Consider the following 15465-nt stretch of genomic DNA (forward strand, 5'->3'; position numbering starts at 1 on the left):
TGGGGCAGCTGGCTGGCAGGAGATCGGCGCAATGACAAAATTTTGCCATCAAGAGAACGGGCAAGATAAGTGTCACGGTGAAAAGAGTTGCCGCCAGTAGTAGATGTGGACATCATTGGTGACGCTGGCTGGCAATGTCTTGCTCCCACCCTGCAGTCCCACCAGAACTGTTGGCGTATCCTGGAGCACAGCTATTGTTGCAGAGGATGGCATAGACTCTCCGATGACAACAGAGCGATCCTCTTTGGTGAGGTCAGAGTTGGACTCGTCAAAATTGATTACAGCTGCTCCGGTCCTGTAGTCTAGAGCATAGAGACGAGCCGTTCCCTTGTTGGGCTCCGCACAGGGGTCAGAAGGTGGAAACAGTGTGGGGTCGGGAGGCGTGTAGGTGGTGAAATAGACTCCGCCGTCATAAACAACCGGAGTTGAGACCATCTTTTCGCCCAGGTGTTCCAGGCGGATGTACCAACCTTTATTGTTGGGGTCGCTGAGTGTGGCCCTGATGCTTTCCTTCTGAGCTGCAGTGCCCACCTGGATAAGGTCCTGGGTCACATCGAGGAGCTGGGACAGGGTGATGGTGCTAAAGGTCCCGATAGGTTCCCAATAGTTTTTTATCACATAGAATCCATTGGTGTATGAGGTGTCCATAGGGTGGGCCCTGTCGCCGGTACCGATGAAGATGTACTCGCCGAAAACTTCTTCTGTGGCATCCGGGGCATGGAAAAACTTCTTTCCCAGTGTAAATGTCTGAGCGCCGACCACCAGGGAGTCGGGCAGTTCGAAGAGCTTTCTCTTTTCCCAGTTGCCGTCGTAGTCGTCATCGCGAAAAGCAAAAAGGTGACCGCCAAGGTCTGCGGCATAAATCCGGTTCATGAAACCGTCGCCATTGCTGTCCACCCCAGTCAAATCCACAATAGCATGGGTCATCACCGGGGTGCCGCCTGCGTCTGTCCAGTTGCCGCCATTTATGTTGATAATGCTCACCTGGCCATCCGTAACTCTGACGGCAAATACAGCTTTGCCCACCGAGTCTGAGGAGGGAGGAGGTTCTGCATCCTCGCCGGGGTCATATCCCCCTGCCAGAAGAAATACCGTGTCTACTGGATTTCCTGCATTGCCGGTTTTTATGTCGTGGATCTCCGGTTTGCTCCATGACTGCCCGAGTCTTGCTGCTGGACCGTCAGCACTGCCGTCATTGTTGCCATCAAGTGCTTCGAGGTAGCTTGGACCGATCTTGTAGAGCCATGTTGGCGTTAGCGGATCAGTGATATCCAGGGCATAGTAGTGGTTTCCGCCTCTTCGCTCTCCAAAAATTATAATTTTCTGTCCAGCGTCTTGATAAACTACAGGTGAGGCATCCACAAAATAGTCGTGGTTAGCGTCCAGGAGCATTTGCAGTCTGCTCAGTTGATTTGGAGGTACAAAACCCCAGGCTTCTGAACCGTTGGCATCATCGAAGCAGTGCAGCATGCCGTCGTTGCCGCCAGCAAAGATGTAGGAGTTAACTTCGGCTGGCTGGGCCAGGCCGTCGCCATTCAGGTCATTCCAGTAGTCCACAATTGCAGGCTGAGAGTGGATGAAGTCTCCCAGGAGCCATTCTTTACCCACACCGTAGACCTCGTCCAGTACTGCCTGAACTCCAGCGGTGGGGTAGCCGAGAAGTTCGCTGGTGATCATGGGGTTTGTGCTGGACAGAGCGTTCTGGGGGGCAGTGAGATTGGTGTTGGGCAAGGCCGGAGCAGGCGGGTTTTCTATGTAGGTAATGAGGGTGCGGTTGGCAGCCCCCAGGGACTTGAGAACCTCGCCGGCCCCCCCCATGGCCACTTCAGGACCGTCGTAAGAAGAGGACCAGAAAGACTGAGTGCCGTACATTATCTGGCCGTCTGCATCCAGGAGAGATTGATTGTTCTGGTCGAGGACTTGGCCGGCAGAAGAAATGGTGTATTTCTTTATGTTTCCGAGCCAGTTGCCACCAGCTGCCGTCTTGAAGAATCCCAGGTAGACTCTATTGCCGGCAAAGGCTCCCACTCCATGTGCGGCTGGGACTGCAGGGGCAAGAAAGACAGCATTGTTTCCCCGTGCAAAAGAGAGTTCATTGGCAGCTTTGATCTCAGAGAGCAGGTGGCGCAAGGCCATGTTCAGTGTGGCTGAATTGGTGGCGCTAAAATAGTCGCCTCCACCATTGGCTGCGGCATCTTTCAGAAGCTGACTATCATGGCGAAATCCTATGGTGTGGACTGTTATGGTCTGCTTTTCGAAGTCGCCCACAGTCCCGAGGCTGGAGTTGCAATCATTTTCGTGGAGATACTTGGCTACGTCGTCGAGATAATCGGAACCGTAGTCAGGGTAGCTGCCGGGGTCGTTGCCATCGGCGTCATAGTCTCCTATGGTGTCTCCATTGATGTAGGCACCGGTGGTGAGTTTGGTGTCGAGGTCATAGGTAGATTCACTGTCAGCTAGGATGATGATGTGGTTTTGCTGACAGCGGTGCTGAATGGGACTAGTATAGGTGGTGCCACTGTTGAACCAGCTCGCCATGCCGGCAAAGTAGAGGCCAGCCTCGGCAGCGGTTTCTGCCAGCGGAGTCCAGGTGGAAGCGGTCAAGGCGTTCATGTTGGCGATCAGGGTGCTCTTGTCTGTGCCACAGCCCCCCACCAGATATCCCCCCTGGCTGTAATTGAAGGCCATGAGCCCAAAGTTCACCTCAGGCGTGTTGTTGATGAGGTCTGCGAAGGCCTGCTTGGCAGCGTCCAACCGGGACTGAAAGGGACCGGCTTCATACGCTGCAAAGTTGAGATAATTTCCAGTACGAAGGAACTTGGTGTCAGAATTGTTGCTGCTGCAGGCAAAGTTAGCAGCAGCGTCCATGAGGGAGCCCCAGGCCTCACCGGCGTTGATGAGTTGATCTTTGATTTCGGGGCAGGAAATGTCATTGGTGCTGCTGGCAACAAGTTGCCAGGTGTCCCAGGATATTCGTTGATATACTGCATTGGTATTATATCCCGCGTTGGGATACAGTACACTTGGATCATACGAGGCGGATGGTACGTCAACCGTGCTCATGCTGGTGGAGTTGTCAAAAATGATAAGCACATTAGGATTTGGTGGGGCGGGCATGCTGGTGTACATGATGGTATCGTCTGCCAGAGTCAGCGTGGGAATACTGTATAGAAAAAGGGAGAGTATGATTAGCAGGCGTTTCATGGCAGTTACTCCTCGACCGCTTCCCCGGAGTAGAGCAAGCAAGTGGGGCTGGCACCTTGTCAGTACTTGTTGAATACCTTGTATAGTCCTGCCTGAATCCTGGTGTTTCCCGTGGATGAAGTCGCTGTGATGCCATAGCGTCGGGCCTCGAAATGTTTCAAACTGAAGCCCGATCCCGGTGGAGAAGAAGAAATGTGTGGCTGCGAAGGCAGGTCGTTGGCCGCATTGCTCAGAGAACCTATGGGAGTGTTCGAACTTTCAATGCATCTCAGTTCCACAGTACCATCATTACTGCCGTCTCCGTCAAAATCCACTGCGCTGGTGTAATATGCTCCGGTTTCGCCCGCTGCGAGAAAAGATTCCGTCAACCAGGCAGTCCTGTCCTCGAGGGTAGCAACGAGCACTGACTCGGCGTCGTAAAACTGTCTGGCAAGCTGTTTTTCATTTTGAGCGATCTTCATTTCTGTATCGGATGTATTGAGAGCTGCGATGCCAATGATAGAAATTGCCGCCAGCATCAGCAGAGCGAGCACCAGCACCATGCCCTTTTGTTCTCGCCAGAGACAACTTGTTTTGGAAAACACGATCATGCTGCCTGTCCTGACAAGTTGCGGCAGAGCACCCTCGTAGTGAAGGTCCTGTCGAACAACTTCCCCTTGGCGTCCTTATCCTGCACAGTCACAGCGATTTCGACGGCTTTGATGAGTTGCAGATCGTCACTTGCCACCGGGGTAGCAAGGCTATTGCCCTGAATGTCGAGGTAACTGAAGTTGAGGCTGCTCACCTTGTCCAGCAAATTTTGAGTGGCTTCACTTGCCGTCCCCTGATAAAGAATGCGCTGCAAGGTATTGCCATTCAAATGGTAGGTGATTTTTTCACTGTCCGTTTCGTCAATGGTACCATTTATGTTGAAATCTGCAGTGAACGTCACAGTGGTGTCCGCAGCCTGGAGTACACCAGCAGATGCGGTGCCCAATGGGTCCAGTCCTGCCATGCGGATCTCCTGTACCATGAAATGCAGGCCAATGCGGGCCGCCTGCTGGGCGTCGGCAATTCTATCCTGGGTGCGATAGGAGCGGTCAGCAGAAATAAACACACCATAGACAGACGACACCACCAGGGCCATGATGGCAAGAGCAAGCAGGATTTCCAGGACGGTGAAGCCCTTGTCGCCAGGAGGAGCGCTTGCATCTGCCCACAGGGCTGAATATGGCAAAGAGGCTCTTTTCCGGATCATTCTCCATTTCCGCGGGTGAGGGCACGCAGAACCACACTATGGGTTCGACCTGCTGCCGTCCAACTGACATTTACTTCCAACAAGCGTGTGCTTGCTGTGGGCCCCGGCCTCACAGTCCAGAAGCGGTCGAAACTGCCGCCAGCAGCCCCGGTTGCGTCCAGGCCGCTTTCACTGCCGTCTGTAAGGTCGGCCACATCTGCCACACTTTTCAGTTCTTCCAGCTTTGCCTGCGCCAGGTAGGTACAAACGGTAGTCTCATTGCTGAAGCTGTTTTCCTGGATGGCAGAGACTTGCATAGAAGCCACTGCCAGGATGCCAACGGCAAGAATGCTGACTGCCGTCAATACTTCCAGGAGAGTAAAACCACTCTTTGCAGACACTGGCAGAACCTCGTGACTGGAGTCCAACGGTTGTCTGTTCAAGGGATAGTGATGCGCCCAACCACATCCACCTGTATGGTTTTGCTGTGGTTGAGGGTATTTCTCAATTCTATCCTACCTGAATCCAGAGGGCCACCACTGCTGTCATAGGGAAGGCCGCGGCTGCCAAAGCCAAATCTGTCAGTCCCGTCGAAATTCACCGCAGCAATTGTCACCTGTGCAGGCAGGCTGACGACCTTGAGGGTGGGTTCAGAGCCATCCTGCAGGCAATTCCCTGGGGTACCGCCACCCACCCCGTTGTCCGTAAAAATGGTGTAATTGTTTGCCAGGACGGAAAACTCCAGGGCTAAAGGGGTAGCCTTTCTGATGGCGAGCGACTTTGTCAATTGCATATCGGCCTTGATACCCCTTACTGCTTTACCCAGTTCCAGGTCTGGCAACCATTTTACGAAAGCAGACAGCGCCAAGGTCGCCAGCACCACAAAAATGGTGAGAACAGTGAGCAGTTCCACCACACTGAATCCTTGTCGACTGTGATCCATCCAGGTTGTAGGGTCGTCCATTCTCTGTTGACTCGATGTAGTATTTCACTGGCAGCAATCCTGCTCCTTCAGAAAAATTTATGCAACTACACCTAGTTACACTCTCTTGAGGAGGATCTGTCACCAAGTTCATATGTAAGAAATCCACAAATCATATGATGATGCTCTTGCCGAACACATTGACCTCACGTTGCTGAAAAAATAGAGCTATAAAAGCAGGGTGTATGCAGAATCGCCTTGCCACGCAAGACTGCAACAAAATACTACGGTAACCCATGAAAAGCCCCAAAAAGTTGCCTCGGATAAAAATAACACTATTCAGCCGAGCAATGCAAGTCTCACTCTAGAAATTACTCCATTTCTCAACAGCTTATCAGTGAAGATCGGTCCAGGACAGTCAAGTTGTCCACCGTGGCTAGCCGCTTGCTCCTTCCATGGAGAGGCTCAGAACAGCGGTATTATAATTAGCAGATCACGTCAAAGAAGAGCTATTATGAGATCTGTCTATTTGTGGAGCCATTGGCCATTTTCGTGTAGCCACAGCCGCACTGTGCCTGTTGAAAGGAGGCGTATGGCGAAGGTGCGCTGGCAGCGATTGTGCAGATAGATGGTGCCGCTGCTGCAGGTGCCGTTGGGGTTGAACTTGATCCGGTTTTTGTTGAATGTCACACCATCCCCTTCGCCGGCATCAACTGAATTGTTGTTGAAATCACAACTGGGGCCTCCTTCAGCAGTTGGGAAAGCCCTGTAATGACATCCGGGATATGACTCGAGTGAAAAGACAAAATCCTCAGACTCTGTCTCATCTTTGTGACCATTGCCGTTTCGGTCCTGCCACAGTATACAGACAGACGATTCAGGCTCCTCCCCCTTGGCTGCTGCAAAGTCGAGATAATGGATCGAGCAGGTCCGAATGGTTTGCATGCGCGCTCTATGAATACTGCGGACCACACATCTGGCCGCGGCGCTGAGATAGTAATTGGGCAAGATGCGCTGTGCCCAGGGGACGGCGATGCAGGTCAGTATGCCCAACAAAGAGGCCGCCACCAGCAACTGGATCAGGGTCATGCCTCTGCAGCCAAATTTCATCAGGTGCCCCTTTTGCAGATGATTGTTGGCTTGAGAGAGTTCAGGGAAGCAGGCTTGCCAGCCTGCCTCTGCCCCTTGGATGACAATGCCGAACCGGCGTGCGCCTGTCGGCTCTCGGCTGCAACCGCATAGGTGGCAGCAAGATATGGATTTCTGGGGGAAATATGGAACTGTTGGGCGCCCTACCAAAGCTACCGTTAATTCTACCTGAAAAATAGTACGATTGCCAAGCTTGAAATGTGCCTTTTAATATGTCATGTAAAAACAAGATCACTCAGGCCAGGCCCGCCTTGGAAAGCGGCCGCTCCGAGGAAGGACTACTGTGCTTGCCGAACTGCATATTCGCAACTTTGCCATTATTGATGAACTTACCGCCTCCTTCGATCCCGGGCTTACGGTAATTACCGGGGAGACAGGAGCCGGAAAATCCATTTTGGTGAACGCCATCAACCTGGTGCTTGGCAGCCGTGGCTCTGCAGAGTTGATCCGCAGCGGCAGCCAGGAGGCCACAGTTGCTGCCCTGTTCAGTCGAGATCCTCAGGGATCTGCAGAGCTGCTGGTCAAGAGGACGCTCGCTAGCAGCGGCCGGAATCGTGTCTACATTAATGGCGAACCAGCCACGGTTCAGATAATGGCGCAGCTTTGCCGCGGCCTGGTGAGCATTTCCGGGCAGCACGAACACCAGCTCTTTCTTGATCCTGCGGTGCAGCTGCAAATCCTTGATCACTACGGCGAGCTGACAGCTCAGAGGGAAAAATACAGTGGCAGTTTTGCTGCAGTGCAAGAGCTGAACAGTGAAATCAAACGGCTGCGCAGGCGCGCCAGAGAACGTCAAGAAAAACAAGAACTTCACCGCTTTCAGCTGGATGAAATTGAAAAAGCCCAGGTGAAGGTGGATGAAGAAGTGAAGCTAGAAGAGGAACGCAAGCTGCTCCGCCACGCTGAAGAGCTTCGCCAGGGAGCTGCCGAGATCCACCGCATCCTCTACGCAGACCATGCGGCAGTGGTAGGACAGCTCAGTCTCTGTGATAAACTGCTGACAGAGTTGAGCCGTCTCGACAGCAATATGCAGTCTCTGGCCAAAATGGTGGAGGATAGCCGGTTCCAGCTGGAGGAGGTGGCCTTCAGCATGAGAGATTATGCAGAAAGAGTGTCCGCCGATCCAGAGCGGCTCCAGTGGGTTGAGGAACGGCTGCACACCATAAAAGGGCTGTTGCGCAAATATGGTGGTGACAGCCGGGCGCTGCTGGCTACAGCAGAAAGACTGAGAGAAGAACTGGAGACTGTGGCGAGCGACGAAGCCGAGATCGATGCCAAGGAAAAGCAACTCGAGCTGGCCAAGAAGCGCGCCCTGTCCGAGGCAGTCGATCTCTCCCGAGCACGCCGGCAAGTGAGCCACAAACTGGAGCAGGCTGTAGCAGAAAGTCTTGCCTGTCTTGATCTGCCGGGCTGCACTGTTCGTGTGGCCTTCGATCAGGACAGAGAGCTTGCCGGGCAGGGCATCAAGGTGGACGCTTATCTGCTCGACAGCAGCGGCATCGACAGAGTGGCCTTCTTGTTTTCTGCCAATCCTGGGGAAGAGTTGAGGCCGCTGGCCAGAGTTGCTTCCGGGGGTGAACTGTCACGAGTGGTGCTGGCACTCAAAGAGCTCCAGGCCAGGGAGGGATCTCAGGAAACCTTGATATTCGACGAGGTAGATGCCGGTATCGGGGGGCGAACTGCTGAACTGGTGGGAAGACGACTCAAAGCGCTGTCAAAGAGCTATCAAGTAATATGCATCACTCACCTGCCCCAGATTGCCGCCTACGGCGATCATCATTATGTTGTCCGCAAAGAAGCCCGCCAGGGACGGACTACCACCTCCATAGCCAGGGTGACCAATGAAGAAAGGCTGGCAGAGATAGCCAGGATGCTGGGAGGAGTGAAGGTTTCAGAGAAGACTCGAGCCCATGCCCGCGAAATGCTGGAGCAGGCTCGCAGGGCCCACACTTGAGGCTGGGGATGATGGGACCGGATTGCCTCTGCTACTGTTCAGAAATACTTCACGGCAAAGTCGTCGAAATCTCCAGTGTATTCCTGCCAGTCAACTTTCACCGCAGTGACTTGCGACATGGGCGAGCCCCGATGGCACCAGCGAATCATCTCTTCCACGTCACTTTTTTCCCCTTCAAAAACCGCCTCGACTCTGCCGTCCGGGGTATTTCGCACCCAACCACGGATTCCTATTTCCTGGGCCGCCCGCTGGGTGTAGGCTCGGAAAAACACCCCCTGCACTCGCCCTGAGATGAAAACATGTGCTCTGGCTCTTGCCATTGAAACCTCCCCGGGACTGCTCTATCGCCAACAAGGCTGCAAGATGATTCCGTCAACCACAACAGACTCATTGGCGCCTCCATGGGATATTCTGATCAGGTTTCTCCTTGCTGCCGGCCGACAAGCCTGGCAAATTCTGCTTCATTGAGCAGTGGTATTCCGAGAGAGCGAGCTTTTTCTAGCTTGGAGCCGGGATCGCGGCCGCACACCACATAATCAGTATTTTTGGACACTGAGGAGCTAGTCCTGCCGCCCAGGGACTCGACGATCTGTTTGGCCTCACTTCTCTTGAAGCGTTCGAGGGTGCCAGTGAATACAAAAGTCTTATGGGCTAGCGGGCCCGCAGCAGGGGATCCTGCTGTGGCTTCTCTGGGCCGCACTCTGGTGAGGAGCCGCTCCAGGCCTTGCTGTATGGCTCGATTCGAGAAGAAGTCTACAATCGACTTTGCCACCACTGGTCCCACACCGGCAACCTTCGTGAGTTCTTCTACGGATGCATGACGGATGTCATCCAGAGAGCCAAAGGCGCGGGCAACATCGGCTGCCGTCTTCTCCCCCACATTGGGGATGCCGAGACCGTAGAGGAAGCGAGCTAGAGGCGGTTCTCTCTTCTGGTTTATGGCATTGATGAGATTGCTGGCCGAGAGTTCACCGAAGCCTTCGAGAACGGCAATCTTCTCTGTTGACAGGTCATAGACGGAGGCCAGGTCGGTAATGAGATTCTTGTCAAGAAGCAAAGCAATGGTTTTTTCCCCCAACCCTTCGATGTCCAGCGCAGCCCGGGAGGCATAGTGTCTAATGCTGCCAAGAATTTGAGCTCGACAACCAAGTCTATTGGGACATTTGTGGTAGGCTCCTTCCTCGACTACTGGACTGCCACACACCGGACATTTGTCTGGGGGGCGGACCGGTTCACTCCTGGGACTGCCAAAGTCAACCACTGATTCTACCTGGGGAATGACATCACCGGCGCGTTGGATCCGCACCATATCGCCAGGACGAACGTCCAATCTTGCCACCTCACCATAATTGTGCAGCGAGGCACGGGAGACTGTTACACCACCCACATCCACTGGCAGAAGGAGGGCTACTGGCGTCAACTTCCCTGTTCGACCTACCTGGCAAGTTATTTTCTCCACACGGGTCACCTCCCGGCGGGGTGGAAATTTGTAGGCTACAGCCCAGCGGGGAGTTCTGGCTCGGGTCCCCATGACTTCTCTCAGGGGCAAGGAATCCACTTTCACCACAATGCCGTCGATCTCGTAAGGAATCCGATCTCGGCTGGCCAGGTAACGCTGATGCACTGCCAGTATGGCCTCCAGGGAGTCACACCGTTCCATGGCTTCCGGCCGCACTGGCAGGCCAAAATCAGCCAGGGCCGACAGCGTGTCACTTTCTCTCTGGAAGCCGAGTTCGGCACCGTTCATGAGCTCAAAAGGAAACAGCTCCAGGGGACGGCTGCCAGTGACCTTGGGATCGATCTGGCGCAGCGAACCAGAGGCAGCGTTTCGAGGGTTGGCAAAGGGTTTCTTGTTTTCCATGATGAGCTGCTCGTTGAGGGCGCGGAATCCTGCCACTGGCATGAAGACTTCACCTCTTACCACCACCAGAGCAGGAGCTCCGCTGCCCAGGCTATTTGGAATGGAGGGCAGTGCTCTGATATTGAAGGTAATATCTTCACCGGTAAAACCATCACCTCTGGTGGCGGCTCGCTGCAGCCGGCGGTTTTCGTAGACTAATTCAATCGAGACCCCATCCACCTTCGGTTGTACCAGATAGTCGGCATTAAGATCGGCGGCTGTTTCAGATACCCTCCTTAGAAAATCCTCGAGGATGTGGACTTCATGAGATGATTCCAGGCTGAGCATGGCTTGGTAATGGCGCACTGGCACAAATGGCTCAGAGGGCTCCGCGCCAACTCTTTGTGTGGGAGAGTCCGGGGTGACCAGTTGAGGGTAGATTGCTTCGAGGTGCTGCAGTTCCTGGAAGAGTTTATCATAGGCAGCATCCGAGATCTCAGGATCATTGAGGCGATAATAGCGGTAGTTGTGATAGTGGATCTGCTCGCGAAGTTCGGCAACTCGCTGGCGGACATGCTCCGGAACTCTTTCGGTGGTATCAGGCACAACTCTTCTCCAGAATTTGGTAAAGGTTCACAGAGTTGCAGACTTTTCTGTTGTCGCGGTGTTCAGATTGAGCTCCCAGTTGCTGCTCGGATGAGACCGAAACAGCCCGAGAGCATCATATCACCGTGGGGAGCGGCGAAGTAATAGCCCAGGCCGTGGGCCAGGCTGCGCCTGGGCCCAGTTACCACTACGTGAGAAAAAGTGCTCATCTCCTTTGCCTCCGGAAGGAAAAGACAGCCGTGTCCCTGGTCAGCAAACACTTCTTCGTTGCCGAGCAGTCCCTGTCGAAACTTTTCCAGGTGCTCCCTCAATTTGTCCCGACTGAGACGGCCGGTGTGGTGTTCATAGATGCCGACCACCCTGTTTTTTGCCACCAGTGCTGCCACGGTATGCTGATTTCCCAGGTTCACCACCAGCACACCTGCATCCTGCCAGCTTGCGGCAAGAGGATCACATAAGGCTCCCATTATGGCAGCAGCCCCGGTATCCATGAGCAAAGCTCCGGGAGCGTCCTGCTGCACAGCGCGCATACGTGTCAGGTAGTCAGGCGGTTCTTGGTAGGCGAGATGCTCGAGCAAGCCGCCCCTTTGCAGAAAATCATGCCACTGGCGGAAACGAAAGAGGCGATTGCTTGCTTGTGGTGAGAAGCCGTGGTCCTGAACCGCCACGGCAATGTTTTCAGGGAGCTTTTCCTCGAAAAGGGCCAGGGCCTTGGAGAGAGCGGCCCTGTCTACATCGCCCATGTGGACGGTGCAGCTCTTCCCGGGCGGTTCCTCTGTGAGAGTGATGCCAAGGTCTTTCACGTATTGCAGATTGTCGTGAATGGTGAGGGCGGCTCGTGGATTGGCATATACTTCCAAACCGGCAGCAAGGTGCTGCTGAATGGCTTGCACACACGCTCCACCTCCCATGAGATTGCCGCTGAGATACAGCGTCAGGCCTCGAGCAGTACAACGCTCGATACGTCGAGATACCACAACCGTAGGCGAGGGAAGAACCAGCTTGAAGCAGTTTTCCACAGGCTGATGCGGCCGCCACAACAAGATGTCCTGCGTCCCGCCGCCAATGTCCATGGCTAGGACGCCAAGGTCTTGCTTTTCTCTATCTGCAAAGGGATGCGGGGCGCCCATGGCACAGAGGTCCTTTGCCGTCAATGTTTGAGCCCTATTGCGTAGTACAAATTCTCCTGGCGGCGGCCCCAGGAGGTATCATGATATTTCCGTCGGATCTTGCCTGCATTTTGAGGCAGCAGCCAGTTTATGATGCCTGCCAAATGGTGTACAGGAGCCTCAGATGGACATTCTCATTATGCCTCAGGAAGCAGCTGAGAGCAACCGAGTCGGGATATGGGGATGCGGCCGTTGGCCAGGTGGTCAGCGCACTGCGAAGGCTGGGGCGAGACATGTCAGTCAGTCAGGTGCAGTTGGTCATAGAGATTGGCAGAGAATTCCAGAACAGTTTTGACTGCGAGGCCACAGGATCTCTTGAAGCTTGGCAGATCGAACCCAGGACGCCATTTCAAAGTGAAGAGTTCATCAGAGACCACCAGCAAACCCGTGAGTCTTATTCCCCGGTAGCGGGCAATCCTCATGAGAGCAGACATTTCCATCTCAACAGCAATTGCGCCAGCAGCACCGTAAGTTGTCACCTTGCGGGCGGTTTCTCTATAAAATGCGTCTGTGGTCCAAACTTGGCCGGTGTGGAGACGACTACCCTTATGAGCGCAAAAGTCGAGAAGCTTGGCGGTCAGATAGTGGTCCGGCTCGAACTTGTGGTCAGCACAGGGATAATGCAGGGAGGTGCCCTCTTCACTCAGGGCAGCTGTTGGCAGGAACCAGTCGCCGATCCGCACACTTTCCCGTAGAGAACCGCACCAACCCAGGACAACAATTGCCCTGCTGCCCAGGGCAATGAGATTTTCCAAGACCATTGCCGCTTGCGGTGCGCCCAGAACAGGTCCGGCCACAGTAATTAGCCTGGAATCAAAGGTCACTTCAAGGATGCGAGAATTTGCAAGTTTGCGGCCGCTTCCTTTGACTGCATGCCCCCGTTGTAAAATTCTGCTCAGGTCCGCTTCGCTGGCTGCCATTAGTGCAATCGGTGCGGTCGCTCTTTGTTGGCTGCCTCGTGCTACTTTAATTATCGCTCTATCATCGATGAACATGACCCGGAAACACAAAAGCGAAGACAACGGACCGCATCTCCACGACCGGTTCTCTTCGCTCAGGCGCACACACCAGAGGTGAACGCCGGGAAGTCGCCCTATTCAAGGCTTTCGCCCAGAGTTGACCAACTGTGCCGAAACACTTATTTTACTGCTTCCTTGAGTTTGCTCCCTGCCTTGAACTTTACAACCTTGGTAGCCTTTATCTTGATTTTCTTGCCGGTTTGGGGATTTCTTCCTTCTCTAGCGGCTCTCTTGGCCACGCTGAAGGTGCCAAAGCCGACGAGGGTTACCTTGTCTCCCTTGCGCAGAGCGCCGCTGACGCCCTCGAGAAAGCCTGCTAGAGCCTTCTCTGCCGCAGCTTTGGTGATCCCCGCACTATCCGCCATTTTTGCAACCAGATCTGCCTTTGTCATACACTCCTCCTTCTCCTAAGATCATGAAATTGTTACCGACCCCTAATTCCCAGATCTGTAAACCCGCTTTGCACGCAGCAAGGCGCGGGGTGCCCCTCTAATAGTGCATGAATAGTGGCATTATACATAAGTTGATTTCAATCGCAAGAAAATATTGTAAAAAAGAGTGCTGAATCACTGGAGAGCAAAGACAGCGCTGCAGGACACACAAGGCTGGCTAATCTAAAAGGTAATAATATAAATTAGTTGAGATCTCTTATCAGCCCGGGAGATTGTCCAGGCTCAGAGGATTACCAGGGGTTATATTTCCATCTTTGGCCTGATGTTCATGGAAATGCCATTTCGCTCGAGGAAAATCTTGAGGATGCGGGCGGTGGCTCCCCAGATTAGGTAATCGCCGTAGTTTACGAAGTATGCTTCGAAGGAGCTGTTGTTCACCTGAAAGGTGCGGAGGCTCCAATGGCTGCTGTCGGAGAGAAACTCCAGAGGTATCAGCAGGATTTCTGAAACCTCGAGCTGGTTGAGTTGGAAAGGGTAAGGGTATGGGATGTGCCCCACAAAACTGTAGACCAGGAAACCTGAAGTCACGGTGGATATTGGTTCGAGGGCGCCGAGGATTTTCACATCTCTAGGATGCAGCCCTATTTCTTCGTGCGCTTCGCGAAGAGCAGTAGTCTGCAGGTCCTTGTCGCTGCGGTCCCGCACTCCGCCCGGAAAGGAAATCTGCCCTTTGTGCGATTTGACGTTACGAGTTCTCTTGGTAAGGAGAAAGTGCAGTTCCTTGTCCTTGAACAGCAGAGGACAGAGTACTGCGGCGGGCCTCAGGGCACCTTGCTCAAGATGGGTGTCGCTGGCAGCCAAAAGATTGGCGCGAATTTTCTCCAACATTTTTGTAGACTCCACGGCAAAGCATTGTAAACCAAGGTGCATTTCCAGGCAACCGGCTCAGACGGGAAAGAGGCCTCGTCGTTGACACCCATGAGGCTGCATGCTACATAGACGCAAATGTCTGAAGCTGGAGCTCGAGGAGAACAGATGCATAAAAGATGCTCTCTGGCGGCTCATGGCAATTACCCGCGGGCACGTAATGTAGACAGACCGGAGCAGCAGCAATGAAGAAACGATTGATAATCGTCTGCGGCATTCTTGCCGTTGTTGCTCTGAGCAAGATTTCTCCCTGTTGGGGCTACCTCCTCCCTGCTGAACAGCTTATCCAGTTCGTCTCGGAACGTACTGCCAAGGTTCGCAATTTCAGGCTGGACGTGGTGGTGGAAAGTGCTGCTGCTGAGTCGGCCCCCATAATGGTAAAAAAGCAGGCGATTGTCTACGCCTCGAGACCAGGATTCCTGCGTGAACAAACAGTTGGCGGCGAAACAGCGGTGACCACTTTGATGAACAGTGGCTTGAGATTGTCTGCTGTGGACGGCTACCTGTTGCGAGAACAGCCCCGCCATGAGGAGCTTATCCTATCTTCTATTCTGCTTGCTGATTCGCCGCAAACCTTGCAACGTCTGCTCGAGAGCGAGGGAGTAGACTTGGGCCAGGTGCACTTGGCCAGAATGGGCAACAGAGTGGCCTATGTGATAGGCGGCTCTCCCAGAAACTCTGATATACCGCAGTTCTGGTGTGACAAGGAGTCTTTTTGGCCACTCAGGCTAGTGGGTGTAAGATATGGAGATCAGGCGACCGATCTGGTGGACGTGCGTTTTCTTGCCTACCGGCAGATCAATCCGGAGATCTGGATGCCGTCCATTATTGAAATCTATCGCCAAGGTCGTCTCACAAAGAAGCTCGTAGTTACAGCTACGGCGGTCAATGTCAAATTTCCTGCCAGGACCTTTGATCTGGAAGCATTTGCAGCTAAATACCCTCCTTTACCACCTCCATCAGTGCCCCCGGAGCAGTCCGGACAGGGGCTTGATCAGATGCGGCGCTATCTTGAAAAGAAGTACGAGTAAGGGGTGGTACTTTGACAAAAACATCGCCGTCCCGGC

General features: G+C 53.8%; 14 protein-coding genes. 2 read left to right on the forward strand and 12 right to left on the reverse strand.

The window, feature by feature from the left end; genetic code table 11:
• Positions 1 to 72: 72 nt before the first annotated feature.
• From JRI89_04035 to JRI89_04060, 6 genes are all read right to left on the reverse strand, one after another.
• Positions 73 to 3204 carry a hypothetical protein gene (locus JRI89_04035; GenBank protein ID MBW2070406.1) on the reverse strand — a complete coding sequence of 1044 codons (3132 nt, stop codon included), beginning with the start codon at positions 3202 to 3204 and terminating at the stop codon, positions 73 to 75.
• Positions 3205 to 3263: 59 nt separating this feature from the next.
• Positions 3264 to 3794 (reverse strand): hypothetical protein, encoded by a 531-nt coding sequence (locus JRI89_04040; protein ID MBW2070407.1) that lies wholly within the window; start codon positions 3792 to 3794, stop codon positions 3264 to 3266.
• A complete protein-coding gene (locus tag JRI89_04045; protein MBW2070408.1) occupies positions 3791 to 4441 on the reverse strand; it encodes a prepilin-type N-terminal cleavage/methylation domain-containing protein in 651 nt (216 codons plus the stop codon). Before JRI89_04045 ends, JRI89_04040 begins: the two co-directional genes overlap by 4 nt.
• Positions 4438 to 4821: a prepilin-type N-terminal cleavage/methylation domain-containing protein gene (locus JRI89_04050; GenBank protein MBW2070409.1), complete on the reverse strand. Its 384-nt coding sequence runs from the start codon at positions 4819 to 4821 to the stop codon at positions 4438 to 4440. Before JRI89_04050 ends, JRI89_04045 begins: the two co-directional genes overlap by 4 nt.
• Positions 4822 to 4859: 38 nt before the next feature.
• Positions 4860 to 5384: a GspH/FimT family pseudopilin gene (locus JRI89_04055; GenBank protein ID MBW2070410.1), complete on the reverse strand. Its 525-nt coding sequence runs from the start codon at positions 5382 to 5384 to the stop codon at positions 4860 to 4862.
• A gap of 483 nt (positions 5385 to 5867) precedes the next feature.
• Complete coding sequence (locus tag JRI89_04060) at positions 5868 to 6452, reverse strand: type II secretion system protein (protein ID MBW2070411.1); 585 nt, start codon at positions 6450 to 6452, stop codon at positions 5868 to 5870.
• 322 nt (positions 6453 to 6774) lie between these two features.
• On the opposite strand from JRI89_04060, the gene recN reads away from it, so the two are divergent.
• Positions 6775 to 8445: a DNA repair protein RecN gene (gene recN, locus JRI89_04065; protein MBW2070412.1), complete on the forward strand. Its 1671-nt coding sequence runs from the start codon at positions 6775 to 6777 to the stop codon at positions 8443 to 8445.
• 38 nt (positions 8446 to 8483) lie between these two features.
• On the opposite strand, the gene JRI89_04070 is transcribed toward recN, so the two are convergent.
• The 6 genes from JRI89_04070 to JRI89_04095 all read right to left on the reverse strand — a co-directional run bounded on the left by JRI89_04070 (position 8484) and on the right by JRI89_04095 (position 14359).
• The gene (locus JRI89_04070; protein MBW2070413.1) at positions 8484 to 8765 is read right to left on the reverse strand and encodes an acylphosphatase; all 282 of its coding nucleotides are present in this window, start codon (positions 8763 to 8765) and stop codon (positions 8484 to 8486) included.
• 95 nt (positions 8766 to 8860) lie between these two features.
• Positions 8861 to 10891: an NAD-dependent DNA ligase LigA gene (gene ligA, locus JRI89_04075; protein MBW2070414.1), complete on the reverse strand. Its 2031-nt coding sequence runs from the start codon at positions 10889 to 10891 to the stop codon at positions 8861 to 8863.
• 62 nt (positions 10892 to 10953) lie between these two features.
• Positions 10954 to 12021 (reverse strand): DUF1786 domain-containing protein, encoded by a 1068-nt coding sequence (locus JRI89_04080; protein MBW2070415.1) that lies wholly within the window; start codon positions 12019 to 12021, stop codon positions 10954 to 10956.
• Between the two features lie 275 nt (positions 12022 to 12296).
• Entirely contained in the window at positions 12297 to 12980 is a 684-nt protein-coding gene (locus JRI89_04085) for a nucleoside phosphorylase (protein ID MBW2070416.1), read from the reverse strand.
• A 218-nt stretch (positions 12981 to 13198) separates the two neighbouring features.
• Positions 13199 to 13471 carry an HU family DNA-binding protein gene (locus JRI89_04090; GenBank protein ID MBW2070417.1) on the reverse strand — a complete coding sequence of 91 codons (273 nt, stop codon included), beginning with the start codon at positions 13469 to 13471 and terminating at the stop codon, positions 13199 to 13201.
• Between the two features lie 300 nt (positions 13472 to 13771).
• Positions 13772 to 14359 carry a CoA pyrophosphatase gene (locus JRI89_04095; GenBank protein MBW2070418.1) on the reverse strand — a complete coding sequence of 196 codons (588 nt, stop codon included), beginning with the start codon at positions 14357 to 14359 and terminating at the stop codon, positions 13772 to 13774.
• A 224-nt stretch (positions 14360 to 14583) separates the two neighbouring features.
• Here JRI89_04095 and JRI89_04100 point away from each other — a divergent pair, with 224 nt between their 5' ends.
• The gene (locus JRI89_04100; GenBank protein ID MBW2070419.1) at positions 14584 to 15429 is read left to right on the forward strand and encodes a hypothetical protein; all 846 of its coding nucleotides are present in this window, start codon (positions 14584 to 14586) and stop codon (positions 15427 to 15429) included.
• Positions 15430 to 15465 lie beyond the last annotated feature (36 nt).

It is taken from the genome of Deltaproteobacteria bacterium (assembly GCA_019309045.1).
Classification (GTDB): Bacteria; Desulfobacterota; Syntrophobacteria; order BM002; family BM002; genus JAFDGZ01.

What these genes read in the sequence shown, in the direction of transcription:
- JRI89_04035 (MBW2070406.1), bottom strand. Translation starts at nt 3,204, where the DNA reads ATGAAACGCCTGCTAATCATACTCTCCCTTTTTCTATACAGTATTCCC.
- JRI89_04070 (MBW2070413.1), bottom strand. Translation starts at nt 8,765, where the DNA reads ATGGCAAGAGCCAGAGCACATGTTTTCATCTCAGGGCGAGTGCAGGGG.
- JRI89_04090 (MBW2070417.1), bottom strand. Translation starts at nt 13,471, where the DNA reads ATGACAAAGGCAGATCTGGTTGCAAAAATGGCGGATAGTGCGGGGATC.
- JRI89_04055 (MBW2070410.1), bottom strand. Translation starts at nt 5,384, where the DNA reads ATGGACGACCCTACAACCTGGATGGATCACAGTCGACAAGGATTCAGT.
- JRI89_04100 (MBW2070419.1), top strand. Translation starts at nt 14,584, where the DNA reads ATGAAGAAACGATTGATAATCGTCTGCGGCATTCTTGCCGTTGTTGCT.
- JRI89_04045 (MBW2070408.1), bottom strand. Translation starts at nt 4,441, where the DNA reads ATGATCCGGAAAAGAGCCTCTTTGCCATATTCAGCCCTGTGGGCAGAT.
- JRI89_04080 (MBW2070415.1), bottom strand. Translation starts at nt 12,021, where the DNA reads ATGGGCGCCCCGCATCCCTTTGCAGATAGAGAAAAGCAAGACCTTGGC.
- JRI89_04060 (MBW2070411.1), bottom strand. Translation starts at nt 6,452, where the DNA reads ATGAAATTTGGCTGCAGAGGCATGACCCTGATCCAGTTGCTGGTGGCG.
- JRI89_04095 (MBW2070418.1), bottom strand. Translation starts at nt 14,359, where the DNA reads ATGTTGGAGAAAATTCGCGCCAATCTTTTGGCTGCCAGCGACACCCAT.
- JRI89_04085 (MBW2070416.1), bottom strand. Translation starts at nt 12,980, where the DNA reads ATGGCAGCCAGCGAAGCGGACCTGAGCAGAATTTTACAACGGGGGCAT.
- JRI89_04040 (MBW2070407.1), bottom strand. Translation starts at nt 3,794, where the DNA reads ATGATCGTGTTTTCCAAAACAAGTTGTCTCTGGCGAGAACAAAAGGGC.